Origin of the sequence: Cupriavidus sp. USMAA2-4, assembly GCF_001854305.1 — a bacterium.
In the GTDB taxonomy this organism is placed as follows: domain Bacteria; phylum Pseudomonadota; class Gammaproteobacteria; order Burkholderiales; family Burkholderiaceae; genus Cupriavidus; species Cupriavidus malaysiensis.
Map to the genome: position 1 here is coordinate 2,103,023 of NZ_CP017748.1, position 18,810 is coordinate 2,121,832.

Annotated in this window: 19 protein-coding genes; 7 read left to right on the top strand and 12 right to left on the bottom strand. The window is 69.2% G+C overall.

Going from position 1 to position 18,810, the window contains the following annotated elements; genetic code table 11:
- Positions 1-39: 39 nt before the first annotated feature.
- Positions 40-1,404, bottom strand: coding sequence for a bifunctional UDP-N-acetylglucosamine diphosphorylase/glucosamine-1-phosphate N-acetyltransferase GlmU (glmU, locus tag BKK79_RS09240; RefSeq protein WP_071010813.1), 1,365 nt, complete (start codon positions 1,402-1,404; stop codon positions 40-42).
- Between the two features lie 272 nt (positions 1,405-1,676).
- Between glmU and BKK79_RS09245 the strand changes: the two genes are divergently transcribed.
- Positions 1,677-2,531 carry a DUF6279 family lipoprotein gene (locus BKK79_RS09245; RefSeq protein WP_071037573.1) on the top strand — a complete coding sequence of 285 codons (855 nt, stop codon included), beginning with the start codon at positions 1,677-1,679 and terminating at the stop codon, positions 2,529-2,531.
- A gap of 137 nt (positions 2,532-2,668) precedes the next feature.
- Here BKK79_RS09245 and ttcA read toward each other — a convergent pair whose 3' ends face one another.
- From ttcA to BKK79_RS09260, 3 genes are all read right to left on the bottom strand, one after another.
- Positions 2,669-3,643 (bottom strand): tRNA 2-thiocytidine(32) synthetase TtcA, encoded by a 975-nt coding sequence (gene ttcA, locus BKK79_RS09250; RefSeq protein ID WP_071037574.1) that lies wholly within the window; start codon positions 3,641-3,643, stop codon positions 2,669-2,671.
- Between the two features lie 156 nt (positions 3,644-3,799).
- Positions 3,800-4,207: a dihydroneopterin aldolase gene (locus BKK79_RS09255; protein ID WP_071010810.1), complete on the bottom strand. Its 408-nt coding sequence runs from the start codon at positions 4,205-4,207 to the stop codon at positions 3,800-3,802.
- A 109-nt stretch (positions 4,208-4,316) separates the two neighbouring features.
- A complete protein-coding gene (locus tag BKK79_RS09260) occupies positions 4,317-5,129 on the bottom strand; it encodes an SDR family oxidoreductase (protein ID WP_083383920.1) in 813 nt (270 codons plus the stop codon).
- Positions 5,130-5,144: 15 nt separating this feature from the next.
- Here BKK79_RS09260 and BKK79_RS09265 point away from each other — a divergent pair, with 15 nt between their 5' ends.
- Both BKK79_RS09265 and BKK79_RS09270 read left to right on the top strand, forming a co-directional pair.
- Positions 5,145-6,344, top strand: coding sequence for a class I SAM-dependent methyltransferase (locus BKK79_RS09265; RefSeq protein WP_071037575.1), 1,200 nt, complete (start codon positions 5,145-5,147; stop codon positions 6,342-6,344).
- Positions 6,345-6,372: 28 nt separating this feature from the next.
- Positions 6,373-6,567: a DUF2905 domain-containing protein gene (locus tag BKK79_RS09270; RefSeq protein ID WP_071010808.1), complete on the top strand. Its 195-nt coding sequence runs from the start codon at positions 6,373-6,375 to the stop codon at positions 6,565-6,567.
- 46 nt (positions 6,568-6,613) lie between these two features.
- On the opposite strand, the gene BKK79_RS09275 is transcribed toward BKK79_RS09270, so the two are convergent.
- The 4 genes from BKK79_RS09275 to BKK79_RS09290 all read right to left on the bottom strand — a co-directional run bounded on the left by BKK79_RS09275 (position 6,614) and on the right by BKK79_RS09290 (position 11,767).
- The gene (locus tag BKK79_RS09275) at positions 6,614-7,849 is read right to left on the bottom strand and encodes a multifunctional CCA addition/repair protein (protein WP_071037576.1); all 1,236 of its coding nucleotides are present in this window, start codon (positions 7,847-7,849) and stop codon (positions 6,614-6,616) included.
- Between the two features lie 21 nt (positions 7,850-7,870).
- Positions 7,871-8,557: a glutathione S-transferase family protein gene (locus BKK79_RS09280; RefSeq protein ID WP_071037577.1), complete on the bottom strand. Its 687-nt coding sequence runs from the start codon at positions 8,555-8,557 to the stop codon at positions 7,871-7,873.
- A 168-nt stretch (positions 8,558-8,725) separates the two neighbouring features.
- The gene (locus BKK79_RS09285) at positions 8,726-9,748 is read right to left on the bottom strand and encodes a complex I NDUFA9 subunit family protein (protein WP_071010805.1); all 1,023 of its coding nucleotides are present in this window, start codon (positions 9,746-9,748) and stop codon (positions 8,726-8,728) included.
- A 78-nt stretch (positions 9,749-9,826) separates the two neighbouring features.
- Positions 9,827-11,767 carry a lytic transglycosylase domain-containing protein gene (locus tag BKK79_RS09290; protein WP_071037578.1) on the bottom strand — a complete coding sequence of 647 codons (1,941 nt, stop codon included), beginning with the start codon at positions 11,765-11,767 and terminating at the stop codon, positions 9,827-9,829.
- A 98-nt stretch (positions 11,768-11,865) separates the two neighbouring features.
- Between BKK79_RS09290 and BKK79_RS09295 the strand changes: the two genes are divergently transcribed.
- Positions 11,866-12,468 (top strand): 5-formyltetrahydrofolate cyclo-ligase, encoded by a 603-nt coding sequence (locus tag BKK79_RS09295; protein ID WP_071010803.1) that lies wholly within the window; start codon positions 11,866-11,868, stop codon positions 12,466-12,468.
- On the opposite strand, the gene BKK79_RS09300 is transcribed toward BKK79_RS09295, so the two are convergent.
- Positions 12,465-13,244 carry a Mut7-C RNAse domain-containing protein gene (locus tag BKK79_RS09300; protein ID WP_071037579.1) on the bottom strand — a complete coding sequence of 260 codons (780 nt, stop codon included), beginning with the start codon at positions 13,242-13,244 and terminating at the stop codon, positions 12,465-12,467. The genes BKK79_RS09295 and BKK79_RS09300 overlap by 4 nt on opposite strands.
- Positions 13,245-13,386: 142 nt before the next feature.
- On the opposite strand from BKK79_RS09300, the gene BKK79_RS09305 reads away from it, so the two are divergent.
- The 3 genes from BKK79_RS09305 (at position 13,387) to BKK79_RS09315 (ending at position 17,087) form a co-directional block, all read left to right on the top strand.
- Entirely contained in the window at positions 13,387-14,841 is a 1,455-nt protein-coding gene (locus BKK79_RS09305) for an alkaline phosphatase (protein WP_071010801.1), read from the top strand.
- A 34-nt stretch (positions 14,842-14,875) separates the two neighbouring features.
- Positions 14,876-16,273, top strand: coding sequence for an alkaline phosphatase (locus tag BKK79_RS09310; protein WP_071037580.1), 1,398 nt, complete (start codon positions 14,876-14,878; stop codon positions 16,271-16,273).
- 106 nt (positions 16,274-16,379) lie between these two features.
- On the top strand, positions 16,380-17,087 hold the full coding sequence (locus BKK79_RS09315) for a hypothetical protein (RefSeq protein ID WP_084084621.1): 708 nt from the start codon (positions 16,380-16,382) through the stop codon (positions 17,085-17,087).
- Between the two features lie 46 nt (positions 17,088-17,133).
- On the opposite strand, the gene BKK79_RS09320 is transcribed toward BKK79_RS09315, so the two are convergent.
- The 3 genes from BKK79_RS09320 to BKK79_RS09330 all read right to left on the bottom strand — a co-directional run bounded on the left by BKK79_RS09320 (position 17,134) and on the right by BKK79_RS09330 (position 18,773).
- Positions 17,134-17,493 carry a TfoX/Sxy family protein gene (locus BKK79_RS09320; RefSeq protein ID WP_071016004.1) on the bottom strand — a complete coding sequence of 120 codons (360 nt, stop codon included), beginning with the start codon at positions 17,491-17,493 and terminating at the stop codon, positions 17,134-17,136.
- Between the two features lie 34 nt (positions 17,494-17,527).
- Positions 17,528-18,358, bottom strand: coding sequence for a methylenetetrahydrofolate reductase [NAD(P)H] (gene metF / locus BKK79_RS09325; RefSeq protein WP_071010799.1), 831 nt, complete (start codon positions 18,356-18,358; stop codon positions 17,528-17,530).
- Positions 18,359-18,419: 61 nt separating this feature from the next.
- Positions 18,420-18,773 carry a phage holin family protein gene (locus BKK79_RS09330; RefSeq protein ID WP_071010798.1) on the bottom strand — a complete coding sequence of 118 codons (354 nt, stop codon included), beginning with the start codon at positions 18,771-18,773 and terminating at the stop codon, positions 18,420-18,422.
- Positions 18,774-18,810: the final 37 nt, after the last annotated feature.

Here is an 18,810-nt window from a genome sequence, read left to right on the forward strand (position 1 = left end):
CGCCCCCGGGGCGCCGCCGCCAGGCTTCGGTATTGGACCTTAGGGCTTGGGCAGCTTGACCGGACGCTGCCAGGCGTCCAGGGTCATCTGCTTGGCGCGCGACAGGGTCAGCTTGTCGGCGGGCGCCTCCTTGGTCAGCGTGGTGCCGGCACCGATGGTGGCGCCGCGCCGGATCGTGACCGGGGCCACCAGCTGGGTATCGGAACCGATGAAGACATCGTCCTCGATCACGGTGCGATGCTTGTTGACGCCATCGTAATTGCAGGTGATGGTGCCGGCGCCGATGTTGACGCGCGAACCCACCGTGGCGTCGCCCACGTAGGCCAGGTGGTTGGCCTTGCTATGGGCGGCGATGCGGCTGTTCTTCACCTCGACGAAGTTGCCGATGTGCACGTCCTCGCCCAGTTCCGCGCCCGGACGCAGGCGCGCGTAGGGGCCGATGCGCCCGGCCGGGCCGACATGCGCCCCTTCCAGGTGGCAGAACGGCTGCAGCCTGGCCCCGGCATCGACCACGCTGTCGCGGATCACACAGTGCGCGCCCACCTGCACACCGTCGCCCAGGTGCACGCGCCCCTCGAACACGCAGCCGACGTCGATCACCACGTCGCGTCCGCAACTCAGTTCGCCCCGCACATCGATGCGGGCCGGGTCGAGCAGCGTGACGCCGGCCTCCAGCAGGCGCTGCGCCAGGTTACGCTGGTGGATGCGCTCCAGCTCGGCGAGCTGCACCTTGCTGTTGACGCCCAGCGTCTCCCACAGCGCGGCCGGCTGCGCCGACACGATCTCTACACCATCGGCGGCCGCGCGCGCGACCGTATCGGTCAGGTAGTACTCGCCCTGGGCATTGTCGTTGCCCAGGGTGGCCAGCCAGCGCTGCAGATGGCCGGTCGGGCAGACGATGATGCCGGTGTTGATCTCGCCGATGGCGCGCTCGGCCTCGCTGGCGTCCTTCTGCTCGACGATGCGCACGATGCTGCCGGCGGCATCGCGCACGATGCGCCCGTATCCGGTAGGATCGGACATCTCCACCGTGAGGATGCCGAAGCGCTCCGCGCCGGCTGCGGCGACCAGCCCGGCCAGCGCCGCCGGCGTGGTCAGCGGCACGTCGCCATACAGCACCAGGGTGGGCTGGGCCGGGTCGAGCAGCGGCAGCGCCTGCATCACGGCGTGGCCGGTACCGAGCTGCTCGGTCTGCTCGGCAAATGCGACATCGTCCGCCGCCACCGCCGTGCGCACTTGCTGCGCGCCATGGCCGACTACCACGACCAGGCGCGAGGGCGACAGGGAGCGCGCGGTATCGATCACATGGGCCAGCAGGGGCCGGCCGGCCAGCGGGTGCAGTACCTTGGGCAGATCGGAGTGCATCCGCTTGCCTTTGCCCGCGGCGAGAATGACGATATTCACAAGGAGATTCCTAAGTGAGTGAGTCCGAGACGAATTGGAATTCTGTTCTGTGCACTTATCGCAATACCCCCCGCCAGAAGGGACAGGGAATATCTTTTTCATCTCCCGGAAAGCCTTGCCAGGCTTGGGCTGGCGGGCATCCCGGATACATGCGTTTGGTGCGCGGCGATTTTAGCATGGGGCATTCGGGAAGACCCTCGGGTATTGCTGAAATTTACACTCGCGCACATCGGAATCGATCGCTGATTTTCACGATAATCACATTTCTTGCAATGTTCGCGCTGTCGGGCTGCAGCGCGCTCAAGCTCGGCTACCAGCAAGGGGACCGGCTCGCCTACTGGTGGGTCGACCACTACGTGGACGTCAACGATGCGCAGGCAGCGCCCACGCGCGAGGCCATCGCGCGCTTCTTCGCCTGGCACCGCAAGGAACAATTGCCCGAGATCGTCAGCCTGCTGGCGCAGGCCAAGGCGCAGGTGCAGCAGAACGTCGATGTGGCCGGCCTCGCGCGGCTGCAGCAGGACAGCCAGCGGCTGGCGCGCGAAGCCTATGAGCGGGCGCTGCCGGACGTGGCCGACCTGGTGCTGTCGCTGGACACGCGACAGATCGCGCGCATGCAGGCCAAGCTCGCCGAGGGCAATGAAAAGTACCGCAAGAAGTTCCTCGGTGGCAGCGCCGACGATCGCGAGGACGCCCGCTTCGACAAGGTGATGGAGTACGCCAAGCTGATCTACGGGCGCTTCTCGGACACGCAGGAAGCGGCCATCCGCGGGGCCATGGCACCGCTGGTGGCCGGCGCGCAGGCGCGCTACGCCGAGCGCCTGGCACGGCAGCAGGAATGGCTGGCGCTGGTGCGGCGCGCGCAGGCCGAACATCCGCCGCGCGCCCAGCTGATCGTGTGGCTGAAGCGCTACGGCGAGCACTGGCAGACCGCCCCGGACGCTGAACGCGAGAGCCGCCGGCAGGCCTACAACGATGCCGGCCTGGCGCTGGCGGCCACCATCGCCGGCCTGGCCACGCCGGAGCAGCGCCGGCATGCGGTGGAACGCCTGCAGGGATGGATCGACGACGCGCAGGCGCTGCAGCGCGAGGGCGCGCGCGTGGTGCCGCGCCAGGCCGCCAACTGAGCCGCAAACGCGGCCGGCCGAGGCAAGCGGAGCGACCCCGGCCGAGGGGGAGAAAAGGAGAAGGAAGCGGAAGAGGGAACCGCGAAAGGGGCCGCGAAAGGGGCCGCGAAAGGGGCCAGGAAAGGGACCGTGCGCCGCTAGCCGGCGACGCGGTCCATGCCGGCTTCCGCCGCCGGCGGCTCCGCTGCCTGCGGCGCCGGGGCCGCCGGGCGCTCGAAGCGCACGAACTCCATGCGGTTGGACTCGACGTTGCCGGTGAAGACCAGCGGCTGCTGGCTGAAGGTGCTGTCGCCGAACAGCGACGCCTCGTCGACCTTGGCCAGGCCGGTGGCCAGGCCATTGAAATCGAACAGGTCCGTATCGGCCAGGTGGGACGGCACCACGTTGCGCAGCGCCGCGAAGATATTGTCGATGCGGCCGGGGTTCTGCCGCTCCCAGTCCTGCAGCATCTCCGCCACCTTCTTGCGCTGCAGGTTTTCCTGCGAGCCGCACAGGTTGCAAGGGATGATGGGGAATTCCATCGCGCGCGCATAGGCCGCGATATCCTTCTCCGGGCAATAGGCCAGCGGACGGATCACGATGTGCTGGCCGTCGTCGGTCGCCAGCTTGGGCGGCATGGACTTCATCTTGCCGCCGAAGAACATGTTCAGGAAGAAGGTCTGGACGATGTCATCGCGGTGGTGGCCCAGCGCGATCTTGTTGGCCCCCAGTTCCTTGGCCGTGCGGTAGATCACGCCGCGGCGCAGGCGCGAGCACAGCGAGCAGGTGGTCTTGCCCTCCGGCACCTTCTCCTTGACGATGGAATAGGTGTCGGCTTCGACGATCACGTACTCGACGCCGGTCGACTTCAGGTACTCGGGCAGCACATGCTCGGGAAAGCCCGGCTGCTTCTGGTCCAGGTTCATCGCGATCAGCTTGAAGCGGATCGGCGCGCGCTTCTGCAGCGCCATCAGGACCGACAACAGGGTGTAGGAATCCTTGCCGCCCGACAGGCACACCATCACCGTGTCGCCATCCTCGATCATCTTGAAGTCGCCGATGGCGCGGCCGGTCTGCGACTGCAGGAAGGTCTCCAGGCGGTAGAAGTTCTTCGAATGGGTGGCGGTGGTCATGGCGGTAGGAACTCGACGAGCTGGGCCGGGGCGCCAAAAGCGCCCGATACGGCACCCGGCAGCAGGGATCGCCGCCGAACCGCGTATTTTAGCCTGCCGGCGCGGATGGCGCCGGCCGGGCCGCGGCTGCGCGAGCGCAATGGCGCTTCAGGCGCTTCAGGCGCCTGCGCTCTTGATGTGGAAGACTTCCACGCCGACCGAGTCGCAGTCCGGATAGACGTCGGGCTTCTCGGTCGACACCCGCACGGCGCGCACTTTGGGATGCTTGAGCATGGCACGCGCCACGTCGTCGCACAGGGTTTCCTGCAGGTGCACATGGCCCTGGGCCATGCGCTCGGACACCGTGCTGCGCATGAAATCGTAGTCGACCACCTCGTGCAGCTTGTCGTCCTGCGGGGTGCTCTGGGCCAGCGGCACGTAGAGGTCGATATTGATCAGCACGCGCTGTTCGCCTTTCTTCTCGAACTCATGCACGCCGATATTGATCTGGACCTCGTAGTTGCGCAGGAACAGGCGGCGGCAGTCCTGCAGGCTGGGATGGGAAAGGGCGGCGGGCATGGTCATGATGCGATGGAAAGCCTTGGGGAGTGCTGGGGGAAGCGCGGCCGGCGCAGCACGCGCGCGGACGCCAGGGTAACAGGAGAGACGGGCGGCACGACGGCCGCCCGGCGGGTCATTCGGTCAGGAACATCACGTCGCGGGCCAGCGGCATCAGGTGCTGGCCGCCGTCGACGAACAAGGTGGTGCCGGTGACGGCACGTGCCTGCGCCAGGTAGGCCACCGCATCGGCGATGTCCTCCGGCGTGGACGACTGGCCGAGCGGCGTCATGCGGTGGGCGCGCTTGAAACCCGGTCCGCTCTGCTCGCCCGACACCAGCGTGATGCCCGGCGCCACGCCGACCACGCGCAGCTTGGGCGCCAGCGCCTGCGCCAGCTGCATGGTGGCCGTCTGCAGGGCCGCCTTGGACAGCGTATAGGACAGGAAGTCCGGGTTCAGGTTGTTCAGCTTCTGGTCGAGCAGGTTGATCACCACGCCGCGCTTGTTGCTGCCGAGCGCCTTGTGCAGCTCGCGCGCCAGCAGCAGCGGCGCGGCCACGTTGGTGCGCATATGCGTATCGAGCGAGCCGTAGGAAAAGCTGGTCGCCACGTCATACTGGAACAGCGAGGCATTGTTGACCAGGCAGGTCGGCACGCCCAGCGCGGCGGTACAGGCGGCGATCAGGCCGGCGGTGGCGGCCTCGTCGGCGAGGTCGGCCTGCAGCACGGCGGCGCGGCGGCCGGCGGCGCGGATCAGCCCGGCCACCTCTTCGGCCTCCTCGCGCGAGCGGTGGCAGTGCACCGCGACGTCCCAGCCGCGCGCGGCCAGTTCCAGCGCGATCGCGCGCCCGAGCCGGCGGGCGCCGCCGGTGACGAGGGCCACGCCCAGGGTGGTGCCGGCGGCGGCGCCGCTGCCGCTCACGGCGGAACGGGAAGTTGAATCTGGCATTGCTACAATCGCGATATGCAGAAAGGCCTTAGTTTACCCCTTCCCCCGGACGATGCGCTGGCCGCGTCGGCGGCGCTGTCCGTGCGCATCGGCGATGCCATCGATGCCGCCGGCGGCTGGCTCGGCTTCGACCGCTATATGTCGATGGCGCTGTACGAGCCCGGCCTGGGCTATTACAGCGGCGGCGCCGCCAAGTTCGGCCGCGACGCGCGCGACGGCAGTGACTTCATCACCGCCCCGGAACTGAGCCCCTTCTTCGCCCGCACGCTGGCGCGCCAGTTCGCTCCGCTGCTGGCCGGCGGGCTGCCCGCGCTGATGGAATTCGGCGCCGGCACGGGCCGGCTGGCGGCCGACCTGCTGCTGGGGCTGGAGGCGGAAGGCGCGCTGCCGGAACGCTATGACATCGTCGAGCTGTCCGGCGAGCTGCGCGCGCGCCAGCAGGCCACGCTGGCCGAGCGCGCGCCGCAGCTGGCCGCGCGCGTGCACTGGCTGGACACCCTGCCGGCGCATTTCGACGGCGTGGTGGTCGGCAACGAGGTGCTGGATGCGATGCCGGTGCGCCTGTTCGCGCGCCTGGACGGGCGCTGGCACGAGCGTGGCGTGGCACGTCACGCCGACCCCGACGTGCCCGGCTTCGCCTTCTCCGACCGCATGCTGGCGCCGGACGAGGTGGCCCCGCAACTGCTGGCGCTGGCCGGCACGCACGATGTGGTGACCGAGACCCATGCCGAGGCCGAGGGCTTCGTGCGTGCGATCGGCGCCATGCTGTCGCGCGGCGCCGCCTTCTTCGTCGACTATGGCTTCCCGGCGGCCGAGTACTACCACCCGCAGCGCGCCGAAGGCACGCTGATGTGCCACTATCGCCACCACGCCCACCCCGACCCCTTCCTCTATCCCGGCCTGCAGGACATCACCGCGCACGTGAATTTCAGCGGCATCGCCCACGCGGGCGTCGATGCCGGACTGGAAGTGGCCGGCTTCGCCTCGCAGGCGCGCTTCCTGATGAACGCCGGCATCACCGAGCTGCTGATGGCGCTGGACCCGTCCGACGTGAACCGCTTCCTGCCGGCGGCCAACGGCGTGCAGAAGCTGCTGTCCGAGGCCGAGATGGGCGAGCTGTTCAAGGTGATCGCGCTGACGCGCGGGCTGCAGGACCTGCCGGCGGCGCAGCCGCTGGCAGGCTTCGCGCGCGGCGACCGCAGCCACGCGCTCTGAACGGCCACGGACAGGGGGGCGACGAGCCATGCTGCGCTGGACCTTCACCATCTTCCTCAGCGTGGTCGTGCTGTCGGCGGCGCTGCCGTGGCTGCAGAAGCTGGGCATCGGCCGCCTGCCGGGCGACGTGCGCTTCCGCCTGTTCGGCCGCGAGTACGTGCTGCCCTTCGCCTCCACCATCCTGCTGTCGCTGCTGGCGCTGATGCTCGGCCGGCTGCTCTAGGCCGGCGACCGACCCGGCTTCCCGCCCTTCCCTTCCTGACCGCGCCCTAAGGCTCCAGGCGCGCCTGCACGGCGGCCACGCGCGCTTCATGCACGCGCTCGCGGATGCGCTCCACGTCGTTGCCGCAGGCACGCGCGATGGCCCCGGCATCGACGCCGGCCGCGGCTTCGCGTGCGGCCGACAGCCGCGCGGCCTGCGGGTAGGCGCGCGTCTCGAAGCCGAGGCGGCCGCGCACGTCGGCCTCGCAGGCCTGCAGTGCCTGGGCGAAGCGCTCCGGCTTGCGCAGCGCATCGCAGCGCTCCAGCAGCCGCACCAGCGCGGCAGCGCCGAAGGTGTCCGAGCGGTGGATGTTGCCATGTTCGCGCGCTACCAGCAGCGCCAGGTCGCGGCAGTCGTTGGGCACGCGCAGGCGCTGGCACACCGCCGTCAGCAGTTCGACGCCGCGCTGCTCGTGGCCCAGATGGCGCGGCAGCACATCCTCGGGCGTGGTGCCCTTGCCCAGGTCATGCGCCAGTGCCGCGAAACGCACCGGCAGCGGTGCGCCCATGGCGGCGGCGGTGTCGATGACCATCATCACATGCACGCCGGTGTCCACCTCGGGATGGTGGTCGGCACGCTGCGGCACGCCCCACAGGCGGTCGAGCTCGGGCAGCAGCCGGGCCAGCGCGCCGCAAGCGCGCAGCACCTCGAACATGCGCGAGGGACGCGTCTCCATCAGCCCCCGCGCCAGCTCCTGCCAGACGCGCTCCGCCACCAGGGCGTCCACCTCGCCGCCGTCGACCATCGCGCGCATCAGCAGCGCGGTCTCCGGCGCCACCTGGAAATCGGCGAAACGCGCGGCGAAGCGGCCGACGCGCAGGATGCGCACGGGATCCTCGACGAAGGCCTCGGACACGTGGCGGAACAGCCGCGCCTCCAGGTCGCGCCGGCCGCCGAACGGGTCGATGACAGGACCGGTGAGCGCGCCGTCCGGGCCCACCTCGCGCGCCATCGCATTGATGGTCAGGTCGCGCCGGACCAGGTCTTCCTCCAGCGTGACGTCGGGCGCGCAGTAGAAATCGAAACCCTTGTAGCCGGCCGCGGTCTTGCGCTCGGTACGCGCCAGCGCATACTCCTCGCGCGTGCGCGGGTGGAGGAAGACCGGGAAATCCTTGCCGACCGGCTTGTAGCCGGCCGCTTCCATCTCGGCCGGCGTGGCGCCGACCACCACGTAGTCGCGGTCCTGGCTGGGGCGTCCCAGCAGGCTGTCGCGGATGGCTCCGCCCACGGCGTAGACCTGCATCGCCAATCCTTCCCGCGCCGCTCAGCCGATGATGATGGCGTCGGCCCGCTCGGGCGCCAGACGATAGGGCTCGTCGGCCACCACGAACTCGCGCTCCGTGCGCGCGCCGGCGATCCATTGCTGCATCGACGGCAGCGCCAGGATGAAATCGGCGTAGGCCTTGGCCGCGTCTGGCAGGTGGATGCCATAGGTGGCGAAGCGGCTCACCACCGGCGCATAGTAGGCGTCGGCCACGGTGAAGTCGCCGAACAGGAACGGGCCGCGCGCCGCATTGCGCTCGCGCAGCTCGCCCCAGATGCGCGCGACGCGCTCCACGTCGCGCTGCACGGCGACGTTCCAGCCGCGCCCGGGCAGCACCGCGGTGGCGTTCATCGGCAGCTGGCTGCGCAGGTTGGCGAAACCGGCATGCATCTCGGCGCAGATGGCGCGCGCATGGGCGCGCTCGGCCGGATCGGCCGGCCACAGCCGCTTCTCGGGCAGGCGCTCGGCCACGTACTCGGAAATGGCCAGCGAGTCCCACACCACCACGCTGCCGTCGATCAGCACCGGCACCTTGGCGGCCGGCGAATAGCGTGCGATCTGCTCGGCCGAGCCCGGCGCGAACAGCGAGACGGGAATCTCCTCGAAGTCGACGCCGGCCTGGCGCAGCAGCAGCCAGGGACGCAGCGACCAGGACGAATAATTCTTGTTGCCGATGACGAGCTTCATCGTGGATTTCCTTGCAGGCGGGGGAGACGGCCGACGCCAAGTGGCGTGGACCTGTCATTCTAGCCAGCCGCGCCGGCCGCGCCAAATGAATTGCATTGGCAAGGGCTGTGAATGCCGGTCACATCGCCGGTCACATCGCCGGCCGCATCGCCGCGCCCGGCCCGCGCCTCAACGGTGCACGCTGCCCCGCCATCCCTGCAGTTCGGCATCGCGCGTGCGCCCTGCCAGCACTTCGGTCATCACCGATTCCAGGCTGGCGGGATGGATGCCCAGCTCCGCCGCCATCGGTGCGCTCAGCACATTGTCCAGGCGCATCGAGTCGAGGTTGTCGCGCGTGACCAGCGGCTGGCCCGGCATGTGCTCGAGCATCGCGGCTTCCACCCGCGCGAGGGCATCGGGCAGGGCCAGCACGGGCCGCGGATGGCCCGAGGCGCGGCCGGCGAAACGCACCAGTTCCTCCAGTGTGTAGACCTGCGGCCCGCCCAGTTCGAAGATGCGGCGGATGGTCGCCTTGCTCGCCACGGCGTTGACCATGGCCTGGGCCAGGTCCTGCACGTAGATGGGCTGGAACCTGGCCTGCGCGCAGGCCAGCGGCACCAGCGGCACGACTTCCTGCATCTGCGCGAACATATTGAGGAAGTGGTCGTCGGGGCCGAACACCACCGAGGGCCGGAAGATGGTCCAGTCGAGATCGCTGTCGCGCACCGCCAGCTCGCCGTCGCCCTTGCTGCGCAGGTACATCGAAGGGCCGGCGCTGTCGGCGCCCAGTGCGCTCGTGTGCAGCAGGCGGCGGACGCCGGTGCGCCCGCACGACGCCAGGATGCGTTCGGGCAACTGGACGTGGGCGGCGGCGAAGGCCGGGCCGTAGGGATCGGCGCGCTCTCCATGCAGCACGCCGGCGAGATTGATGACGATGCCGTCGACACCGAGCCCGCCGATCGCCGCGTCGAGCGCGGCGTCATCGTCCAGCCCCAGCTCGACCACCTCGACCCGCGGCAGCAGCAGCAGGTGCTGGGCATGTTCGACGTCGCGGGTGGCGACCACGATACGTTCCGGCGCGATCGGCGGGGAAGTCAGTGTGCCGGGCTCGAGCGGCGCGCTGGAGGCGCAGGCGACACCCGCCAGCCGCGAGACGAGATGGGTGCCGATGAATCCGGCCCCGCCGATGACGAGTACAGCGCTGGTCTGCATGGCAGGCTCCCTCCATGACGCAGAAACCGGGGGGGCGCCGTCGCCCCGCCCCGCCGGTCCACGCCGCCCGCCGGCCGCTCAGGGCAGGTTGGTGGCGGTGACCGTCGACGGCGCGATCGTGCCCAGCCTGGCCTTGAGCGACTGAGGCCGACCGCTCATCAATGCAGCATAGTACGTCGCATTCGAAAGCACATTCTTGACATAGCCCCGGGTCTCGCTGAACGGGATGGTTTCGGCGAAGATCGCGCCCTCCACCGCCCGCGGCAGGCTGGAGCGCCAGTTCTTGGGCCGTCCCGGACCGGCGTTGTAGCCGGCCGAGGCCAGCGTGTACGAGCTGTCCAGGTCGGTGAAGACCATGTTCAGGTAGTTGGTGCCGAGCACGATGTTGATGTTGGGGTCGCCCATCATCGACGGCGAGAAGTCCGCCATGCCGATCTTGCGCGCGACGTAGCGCGCCGTGGCCGGCATCACCTGCATCAGGCCGTGGGCACCGGCCGACGAGCGTGCGTTCATGATGAAGCGGGACTCCTGCCGGATCAGGCCATAGGCCCAGGCCAGGTCCAGGCCGACGTCATCGGTGGCGCGCTGCATCAGGTCGCGGTAAGGCATCAGGAAACGCAGCGAGAAGTCATGCTCCGCCTGGGTGCGGTCGGCGGTATTGACGGCACGGTCGAGCAGCTCGATGCGGCGCGCGTACTCGGCGGCGGCCAGCAGCTGGCGGTCGGTCATGCCGCGCAGCTCCCAGTTCCATTCGCGGTTGCCTTCGAAGCGCAGGTTCAGGTCGTAGAACTTCTGCGCGCGCAGGAAGCCGGGCCGGGCCCGCATGCTGTCGACGTCGGCGTCGCTGACGGTGGCACGGGGCGGCACCACGGTGCGGTTGCCCAGTTCCTCGTTGGCCAGCTGGCCGTAGAAGTTGAATTGCCCGGCGATCGACTGGAACTGCTGCTGCGCTTCATCGTTGCGCCCGGCCGCCTTCAGCGCGCGGCCGTACCAATAGGTCCAGGCCGGGTCCTTGGCGCGCAGTTCGGTGCGCATCTGCTCGATCGCCTGGCGCACCATGCTCCAGTCGCCCTGGCGCAGCGCAGCGCGCACGCGCCATTCCTGGGTATCGTCCGACAGCCACTGGTTGCCGCCCAGCGACAGCTGGCGGCGGTAGTAGTCGACCGCCTCGGGCATCAGCTTCTTGGCGGCGAACTGGCCGACCACGCCCCAGGCCGCGCCCAGCTGCTCGGGCGACAGTCCCGCGCCGCTGGCGGCGAGATAGGCCGCCGCCTGGCGCGGATCATTGCGCGCCATCTTGACCACCATGGCCAGCGTATCGCCATCGGCACCCGGCGCGGGCAGCGTGGCGGCGATCTTGCCGGCCAGGGTCACGTAGTTCTGCTCGAGCGCCAGGCGCGCCTGGTAGGCCACGTCCGCGGCCGACATCTGCCGGCCCTGGGCCAGGGTGCCGATCAGGTCGACGCAACCCTCGCCGTAGTAGCGCGGGTCGGTCAGCGTGCTGCGTGCCTGGGCCGACACGTCCTGGCCCTTGAGCACGCGCGAGAGCAGCGCGTAGCACTCGACCTGGGTGTCGTCCTTCAGCACGAACTTCGGGTACTCGGCATCGAAACCGTTCCAGTCGTGGCGCTTGCCCAGCACCAGCAGCCAGTCGTTGCGCATGCGGTCGGCGATGGCATCGCCCTGGTAGCGCTGCAGGAAGGCCCGCACCTGATCGTCGGGCGCGTCCACGCGCGCCAGGCCGCTGGCATCGAACAGCTGCGGCTTGATGCGGAAATACTCGACGTAGGAGGGAATGGGGTAGTCGACCAGGGTGGCCGACAAGGCATTGGCGCGGTCGGCGTCATTCTTGCGCGCGGCCTCGCGCAGCGCGGTGAAGGCATCGTCCGGATTGCCGGGGATGACCGCCGCCTGGGGCTGCGGCCGCTTCTGGGCGAATGCCGAGCCGGCGAGCAGCATGCAAGACAGCGCCACGCAGGCGACCCGTCCGGCACGCTGCAGATATACTCCCTTGAGCATTCTTGACATCCTTGTTGATGTGGTTGACGGCGCGACGGCACATAGCACTTGCGGCCGTCGCGCCCATGTTCGGTAGATTGCAGACATTATCCCACGCCATGCCCGCGCAACACGACGCGATTTCCGCCGCGCCGGCCGAATCCTCCGCACCCTCCGGCACCGACCGCGCCGCCCTGCGCCGCCGCCTGCTGGCGCTGCGCGAGACCCTGCCGCAGCGTGCGCAAGCCGATGCGCGCATCGAGGCCGCCCTGGCGGCCCTGCTGGCGCGCCTGCCGGTGCGCTGCCTCGGCTTCTACTGGCCCATCCAGCACGAGTTCGACGCGCGCGCGCTGCTGGCGCGCTGGCTGGCGGAGGCTCCCGGCCGCGAGGCCGCGCTGCCGGTGGTCAGCGCGCCGGGCGCGCCGCTCGACTTCCACCTGTGGGAACCCGCCACGCCGATGCGCAGCGGGCGCTACGGCATCCCCGTGCCCGACGGCAGCGCGCCGGCGACGCCCGACGCGCTGCTGATACCGTGTGTCGGCTTCAGCGACGGAAAGTTCCGTCTCGGCTATGGCGGCGGCTTCTACGACCGCACGCTGGCGGCGGCCGCGCCACGGCCGCTCGCCATCGGCATCGGCTTCGATGCCTGCCGCGTGGTGCTGCCACCACAGGCGCACGACCTGCCGATGGACTGGATCGTCAGCGAGAGCGGGGCGTTCTAGGCGTTCGGGACGTTCAAGGCGGCCTCGCCGTCGCCCGCTCCCGCCATCAGTTCGTCGACCAGCGCCCGCATGTGGCGCCAGTGCGAGCCCTCCCAGAAGACGCGCCGGCAATGCGCACAGGTGACGAAGCGCTCATGACGCGCCAGCACCGCCGACGGCACGCGCCCGTCCGCCTCGGCGCGCGGCAGCGGCGCCAGCGGCACGTTGCAGTCCAGGCATAGCGCGAAGGGGCGCGCGCTGCGCGCGAGGTCGAGCCGCGCGAAGATCTCGCGCACCTGCTGTGCCGGCTTGAGCGTGCGCACGTAGCAGCCATGGTCGATGCCGCGGCGCTTGAGCAGTTCGCGGTCGCGCGTCAGCACCACGCGGTTCTCGCTGGCGGCCAGGCGGGCGATCTCGCGGTCCTCGAAGTGGTTGTCGTACAGCGTGTCGAAGCCGGTCATGCGCAGCAGGTGGGCCAGCCCGCCGAGGTGGGCATCGGCGACGAAGCGCAGCACCCGCAGCGGGCGCTCACGCACGCGCAGCAGCGGCGTGATATCGAGGCGTTCGAAGGTCGGATAGACCGACACGCGGTCGCCGTCGGCCAGCCGGCGCGAAAAGTCGGACGACACACCGTTCACCAGCACCAGCTCGACCTCGGTATGGGGCACGCCCAGCGCCTCGATCATGTGCTTGACGGTGGCGGCGCGCGCGCAGGCGCAGCCGATCTCCCGGCCGCGCTGGTCCGGCGGCAGGAAGTCGTTCAGTTCTTCGTAGAAGCGGAAGGTGGCGTACGCCATCGGGCTTTCCGTCTCGTCACGGCCGTTCGCGCAGTATGGCACCGCCGCAACACAATGTCTGCATCGACCAGACATCCGTTCACGACGCTGCCATATTTCTCCGGCACCCTCCCGGTCTGTCTCAAACAGGGAGAACACAACCATGAGAAGGATTTCCGTCATCGCGGCGGCAGTGATGTCGGTCGCGCTCGCATCGTGCGGCGGCGACGACAACAACAACCCGACCACGCAGGGGTCGACCGAGAAGCCCCAGGCCAGCACGCCACCGACCAAGAACGTCGTCTTCTTCCTCGGCGACGGCATGGGCATGACCACCATGACCGCCGCGCGCATCTACAAGGTGGGCGAGGACGGTGACCTGACCATGGACACGCTGCCCGAGAGCGGCTTCGTGCGGACCTACTCCAACAACGCCCAGGTCACCGACAGCGCGCCGTCGATGGCGGCCTACATGACCGGCGTCAAGATGAACAACGAAGTCATCTCGATGACGCCGGAGACGAGCGCCTTCGACGCCAACGGCAAGGACTACCTGTCCGGCGCCGACAGCACCTGCCCGTCGAGCGGCAACGGCAAGAGCGTACCGACTCTTCTTGAACAAATGAAGGCAGCCGGCTACGGCACCGGCGTGGTCACCACCACCCGTATCACGCACGCCACGCCGGCGGCCACCTACGCCCACATCTGCCACCGCGACGGCGAGAACACCATCGCCGCCCAGCTGGTGCCGAAGGGCGCGGGCTTCAACGGCGCGCTGGGCGACGGCGTCGACGTAGTCTTCGGCGGCGGCCGCAAGCACTTCCAGAACAAGGCCGCGGGTGGTGCCCGCACCGACAACCGTGACCTCGTCGCCGAGTTCAAGGCCGCCGGCTACACCTATGCGGCCAACAAGTCGGACTTCGACAAGATCGGCAGCAGCGCCGCCAAGGTGGTGGGCCTGTTCAACTCGAGCCACATGGCTTACGACCTGGACCGCGACCCGGCTGCCGAGCCGAGCCTGGCCGAGATGACCGGCAAGGCCATCGACGTGCTGGCCGCCAAGAAGAAGGGCTTCTTCCTGATGGTGGAAGGCGGCCGCATCGACCATGCGCTGCACGAGACCACCGCGCGCAAGGCGCTGCAGGACACCGTCGCCTTCGACAACGCGATCAAGGCGGCCATCGACAAGCTCAACGTGATCGACCCGGGCCTGAAGAACACCCTGATCGTGGTCACCGCCGACCATGACCACACCCTGGTCCTGAACGGCTACGCCAAGCGCACCGGCCCGACCACCGACAGCAACCCGGGCGTGCTCGGCCTGGTGAAGAACTACGTCACCGGCATCGCGAACCCCGACAGCAGCGGCAATCCCTTCTCCATCATCGGCTTCGGCAACGGCGAGAACCGCCCGGCGACGCGCACCGCGCTGACCGACGCCGCCGTGTTCGACAAGGCCTACCACCAGGAGGCCGTGATCCCGATGGCGACGGGCGGCGAGACCCACGGCGGCACCGATGTCTTCATCGGCGCCATGGGCAATGGCGCGGCCAGCTTCTCCGGTGTGATGGACAACACCGATGTGTTCGGCCTGATCAAGAAAACGATCGGACTCTAAGCCAACCCGCCACCATTGCACACGGAATAACACCATGAACACCACGATCCGTACCAGCCTGCTGGCGGCTGCCGCCGGCGCCTGCCTGAGCCTGCCCGCGCAAGCGGCCGGCGAGGCCAAGAACGTCATCTTCTTCCTGGGCGACGGCATGGGCCCGACCACCGTCACCGCCTCGCGCATCTACAAGTACGGCGAGACCGGCAGGCTCAACATGGAGTCGCTCAAGCGCACCGCGCGCATCAAGACGTTCTCGAACGACGCGCAGACCACCGACAGCGCGCCCTCGATGGCGGCCTACATGACCGGCGTCAAGATGAACAACGAAGTGCTGTCGATGTCGTCCGATACCAAGGCGGTGGCACCCGGCCTTGATGTCAACAACAACAAGACCATCAACAACTGCCTGCCCTCCAACGGCAAGTCGGTGCCCACGCTGCTGGAACTGGCCAAGGCGCGCGGCAAGGCGGTCGGCGCCATCACCACCACCGAGCTGACGCATGCCACCCCGGCGGCGACCTACTCGCACATCTGCCACCGCGACGCGCAATATGACATCGCCGCACAGGCGGTGCCGGGCGGCGCCGGCTTCAACGCGGCGCTGCTCGACGGCGTCGACGTGCTGATGGGCGGCGGCCGCAACCACTGGACGCCGTACGACGCCACCACCAACAAGCGCGGCCGCGCCGACGGGCGCAACCTGCTGACCGAACTGCAGGCCAAGGGCTACACCGTGCTGTCGACCCGCAACGAGATGATGCAGGCCAGCGGCGGCAAGCTGGTCGGCCTGTTCAGCTCGAACAGCCACCTCGAGTACGAGATCGACCGCGTGGCCGGCAAGGGCGAAGGCGCGACCCAGCCCAGCCTGGCCGACATGACCGCCAAGGCGATCGAGACGCTGTCGAAGAACGGCAACGGCTACTTCCTGATGGTCGAGGGCGGCCGCATCGACCACGCGCTGCACGGCACCAATGCCAAGCGCGCGCTGGAAGACACCATCGCCTTCGACGACGCCATCAAGCGCGCGCTGTCCATGGTGGACCTGTCGAACACGCTGGTCGTGGTCACCGCCGACCACGACCACACCATGACCATCAACGGCTACTCGCACCGCGGCAACCCGATCCTGGGCACGGTCACCGACATCAAGACCAAGCAGACCGCGCTGGCAGCGGACGGTATGCCCTACACCACCCTGGTATTCGGCAACGGCGGCACGCCGCGCAAGCCCACGCGAGACAATCCCGCGCTGGTGGACACCACCGCCAACGACTACCTGCAGGAAGTCGGCGTGAACATGGGCTCGCCCGGCTCGGAAACGCACGGCGGCGGCGACGTGATGCTGTTCTCCTCCGGCCCGGGCAACGCCGCGCTGAAGGGCACGCTGGACAACACCAAGGTGTTCGGCGTGGTCAAGTCGGCCCTGGGACTCTGATCCCGCCCTCCATGCCGGCCGGGCAGCTCGTGCCCGGCCGGGCTTGCGCGCGCCGGCCCTGCCGGCGCGCGCATTTTCACTGCCTCACCCCTGTTGCACGGAATTGATGATGATGAAGCAAGCGATCCGCTCCCTGGCCCGCCTGGCCCCGCACGCGGCGCTGGCGCTGGCCGCCGCCGGCGCCATGGCGGCGCCCGCGGACCAATCCAAGCCGCTGTCCCTGCGCGTGCAGCACGAACTGTCCTCGCTGGGCAGCGACGGCGTGCAGCGCGACGTCTCCTTCAGCGAGCGCGTCTACCGCACCGCCGATACGGTGTGGATCGAGCGCGAGCTGCCGCACGGCGCGCACGACGAGGCCGAGCATGCCAAGGGCGACAAGGGCCACAAGCATATGGACGTATCCGCCGCGGCGCGCTGGATCGAGCGCAAGCCGGACGGCAAGCTGCTGGTGCGCCTGGTCAACGACCACCAGCGCAAGACCTTGGCCGTGGGCAGCGCCGAATACGGCAATATCGGCTTCGACGGCTCCTGGGCCACCGCCAGCCACCTGCTCGATCCGGCCGCGCTGAAGACCATGAAGGCCAGCGGCCCGGTGCGCGACGGCGTGCAGGAATACCGCGCCCGGCGCGGCGACGAACAGGTGACGGTGCAGTGGGACGTGGCCGGCCAGTACCCGCGCCTGGTGCAGACGCGCAATGCCAGCGGCACGCAGAAGAAGGTCACGCGCGTGAGCGCGCTGGCACTGCCCAGGACCGTGCCGTGGAGCAAGGCCCAGGGCTACGCGCAGGGCGAGTACGCCGACCTGCTGGACTGAGCCGGAGCACGCGGGCCGAATCCCGCCGGGCGCCGCTCAGCGCCGCTCAGCGCCGTTTGGCATTCTCCATGCGCAGCGCCGCCTCCACCGCCATGCGCGCCCACGGCGTCATCTCGGCGGCCGAATCGAGGCAGGCCGGCGGCAGGCTCAGGTAGTGGCGCAGCGCGACCTCGCGCGCGGCGGTCTGGTAGCGGAAGGGTTCGCTGCCGGCCGCGGCGAAGCGCGGCGCGGTCTCGTCGTCGGCCTTCAGGTAGCAACGCCCGCCGGCCACCAGCGCGAACATCAGGCCATCGTAGAACAGCCCGTGCCCGCCGAACATGCGGCGCGCGCTGAGCGGGCCGACGCGCGCCGCCAGCGGCGCCATCAGGTCGAGCAGGTGCTCGACGAACGGGTCCGGTCGGCGCATGCCCTTGCCGGCGGCCATGGCGGCGGCTTCGCGTTCAGAGCTTCAGGCGCTGCCAGATCGCCTTGGTGGCGCCGGCCGCGTTGAGGGTGTAGAAGTGCAGGCCCGGCACGCCGGCGGCGAGCAGGCGCTCGCACAGCGCGGTGACCACGTCGAGGCCGAAGGCACGGATCGACTCGCGGTCGTCGCCGAAGCTCTCGAGGCGCTTGGCCACCCAGCGCGGCACTTCGGCACCGCACATCTCCGAGAAGCGCATCAGCTGCGAGTAGTTGGTGATCGGCATGATGCCCGGCACGATCGGCACCTCCACGCCCTGCGCACGCGCGTCGTCGACGAAGCGGAAATAGGCGTCCGCGTTGTAGAAGTACTGGGTGATGGCCGAATCGGCGCCAGCCTTGACCTTGCGCACGAAGTTGTCCAGGTCGTGGCGCGGCGACTTCGCCTGCGGATGATATTCCGGGTAGGCCGCCACCTCGATGTGGAACCAGTCGCCGGTCTCGGCGCGGATGAACTCCACCAGCTCGTTGGCATAGCGGAATTCGCCGATCTCGCCCATGCCCGAGGGCATGTCGCCGCGCAGGGCGACGATATGGCGGATGCCGCCGGCACGGTAGGCCTCCAGGATGGCGCGGATGCTCTCGCGCGACGAGCCCACGCACGACAGGTGGGGCGCGGCCTCGGTGCCCTCGCGCTGGATCTCCAGCACGGTATCGAGCGTGCCCTGCTGCGTGGTGCCGCCGGCACCGAAGGTCACGGAGATGTACTTGGGCTGGAGCGGCGCGAGCTGCGCGCGCGTATTGCGCAGTTTCTCCAGCCCTTCCGCCGTCTTGGGCGGGAAGAATTCGAAGCTGTAGTAGCGGTCTTGCATGATGGTGGCGCGCCGCCTTTGGCGCGGCGCGCGGATAGGTTCCGGACCGGGGCGCGTGGCTTCAGTAGCCGCGGCGTTCGCCCAGCAGCAGGCTGGCGAGCAGCCAGGAGATCACGCTGTAGAGGATCGAGCCGAGCAGCGCCGAGCCGAAGCCCTCGACCACGAAGCCCGACAGCAGCCGGCCGACGAACAGGAACAGCAGCGCGTTGATGACGAAGATGAACAGTCCCAGCGTCAGCAGCGTGACCGGCAGCGTCAGGATCACCAGCACCGGCCGGATCAGCGCATTGACCAGGCCCAGCACCAGCGCCGCCAGCATCGCCGAGCCGAAGCTGCGGATATAGATCGACGGCACCAGGTAGGGCAGGACGAACAGCGCGACGGCGTTGATGACCCAGACGACAAGCAATCTCATGGCGGCTCCTTGATTCGGGTTTCCCAGCCCCTCCGCG

Excerpts from the sequence above, each read along its gene's own strand:
- BKK79_RS09245 (WP_071037573.1), top strand. The coding sequence starts at position 1,677 with ATGTTCGCGCTGTCGGGCTGCAGCGCGCTCAAGCTCGGCTACCAGCAA.
- ttcA (WP_071037574.1), bottom strand. The coding sequence starts at position 3,643 with ATGACCACCGCCACCCATTCGAAGAACTTCTACCGCCTGGAGACCTTC.
- BKK79_RS09255 (WP_071010810.1), bottom strand. The coding sequence starts at position 4,207 with ATGACCATGCCCGCCGCCCTTTCCCATCCCAGCCTGCAGGACTGCCGC.
- BKK79_RS09260 (WP_083383920.1), bottom strand. The coding sequence starts at position 5,129 with ATGCCAGATTCAACTTCCCGTTCCGCCGTGAGCGGCAGCGGCGCCGCC.
- BKK79_RS09265 (WP_071037575.1), top strand. The coding sequence starts at position 5,145 with ATGCAGAAAGGCCTTAGTTTACCCCTTCCCCCGGACGATGCGCTGGCC.
- BKK79_RS09270 (WP_071010808.1), top strand. The coding sequence starts at position 6,373 with ATGCTGCGCTGGACCTTCACCATCTTCCTCAGCGTGGTCGTGCTGTCG.
- BKK79_RS09275 (WP_071037576.1), bottom strand. The coding sequence starts at position 7,849 with ATGCAGGTCTACGCCGTGGGCGGAGCCATCCGCGACAGCCTGCTGGGA.
- BKK79_RS09280 (WP_071037577.1), bottom strand. The coding sequence starts at position 8,557 with ATGAAGCTCGTCATCGGCAACAAGAATTATTCGTCCTGGTCGCTGCGT.
- BKK79_RS09285 (WP_071010805.1), bottom strand. The coding sequence starts at position 9,748 with ATGCAGACCAGCGCTGTACTCGTCATCGGCGGGGCCGGATTCATCGGC.
- BKK79_RS09290 (WP_071037578.1), bottom strand. The coding sequence starts at position 11,767 with ATGCTCAAGGGAGTATATCTGCAGCGTGCCGGACGGGTCGCCTGCGTG.
- BKK79_RS09295 (WP_071010803.1), top strand. The coding sequence starts at position 11,866 with ATGCCCGCGCAACACGACGCGATTTCCGCCGCGCCGGCCGAATCCTCC.
- BKK79_RS09300 (WP_071037579.1), bottom strand. The coding sequence starts at position 13,244 with ATGGCGTACGCCACCTTCCGCTTCTACGAAGAACTGAACGACTTCCTG.
- BKK79_RS09305 (WP_071010801.1), top strand. The coding sequence starts at position 13,387 with ATGAGAAGGATTTCCGTCATCGCGGCGGCAGTGATGTCGGTCGCGCTC.
- BKK79_RS09310 (WP_071037580.1), top strand. The coding sequence starts at position 14,876 with ATGAACACCACGATCCGTACCAGCCTGCTGGCGGCTGCCGCCGGCGCC.
- BKK79_RS09315 (WP_084084621.1), top strand. The coding sequence starts at position 16,380 with ATGATGATGAAGCAAGCGATCCGCTCCCTGGCCCGCCTGGCCCCGCAC.
- BKK79_RS09320 (WP_071016004.1), bottom strand. The coding sequence starts at position 17,493 with ATGCGCCGACCGGACCCGTTCGTCGAGCACCTGCTCGACCTGATGGCG.
- metF (WP_071010799.1), bottom strand. The coding sequence starts at position 18,358 with ATGCAAGACCGCTACTACAGCTTCGAATTCTTCCCGCCCAAGACGGCG.
- BKK79_RS09330 (WP_071010798.1), bottom strand. The coding sequence starts at position 18,773 with ATGAGATTGCTTGTCGTCTGGGTCATCAACGCCGTCGCGCTGTTCGTC.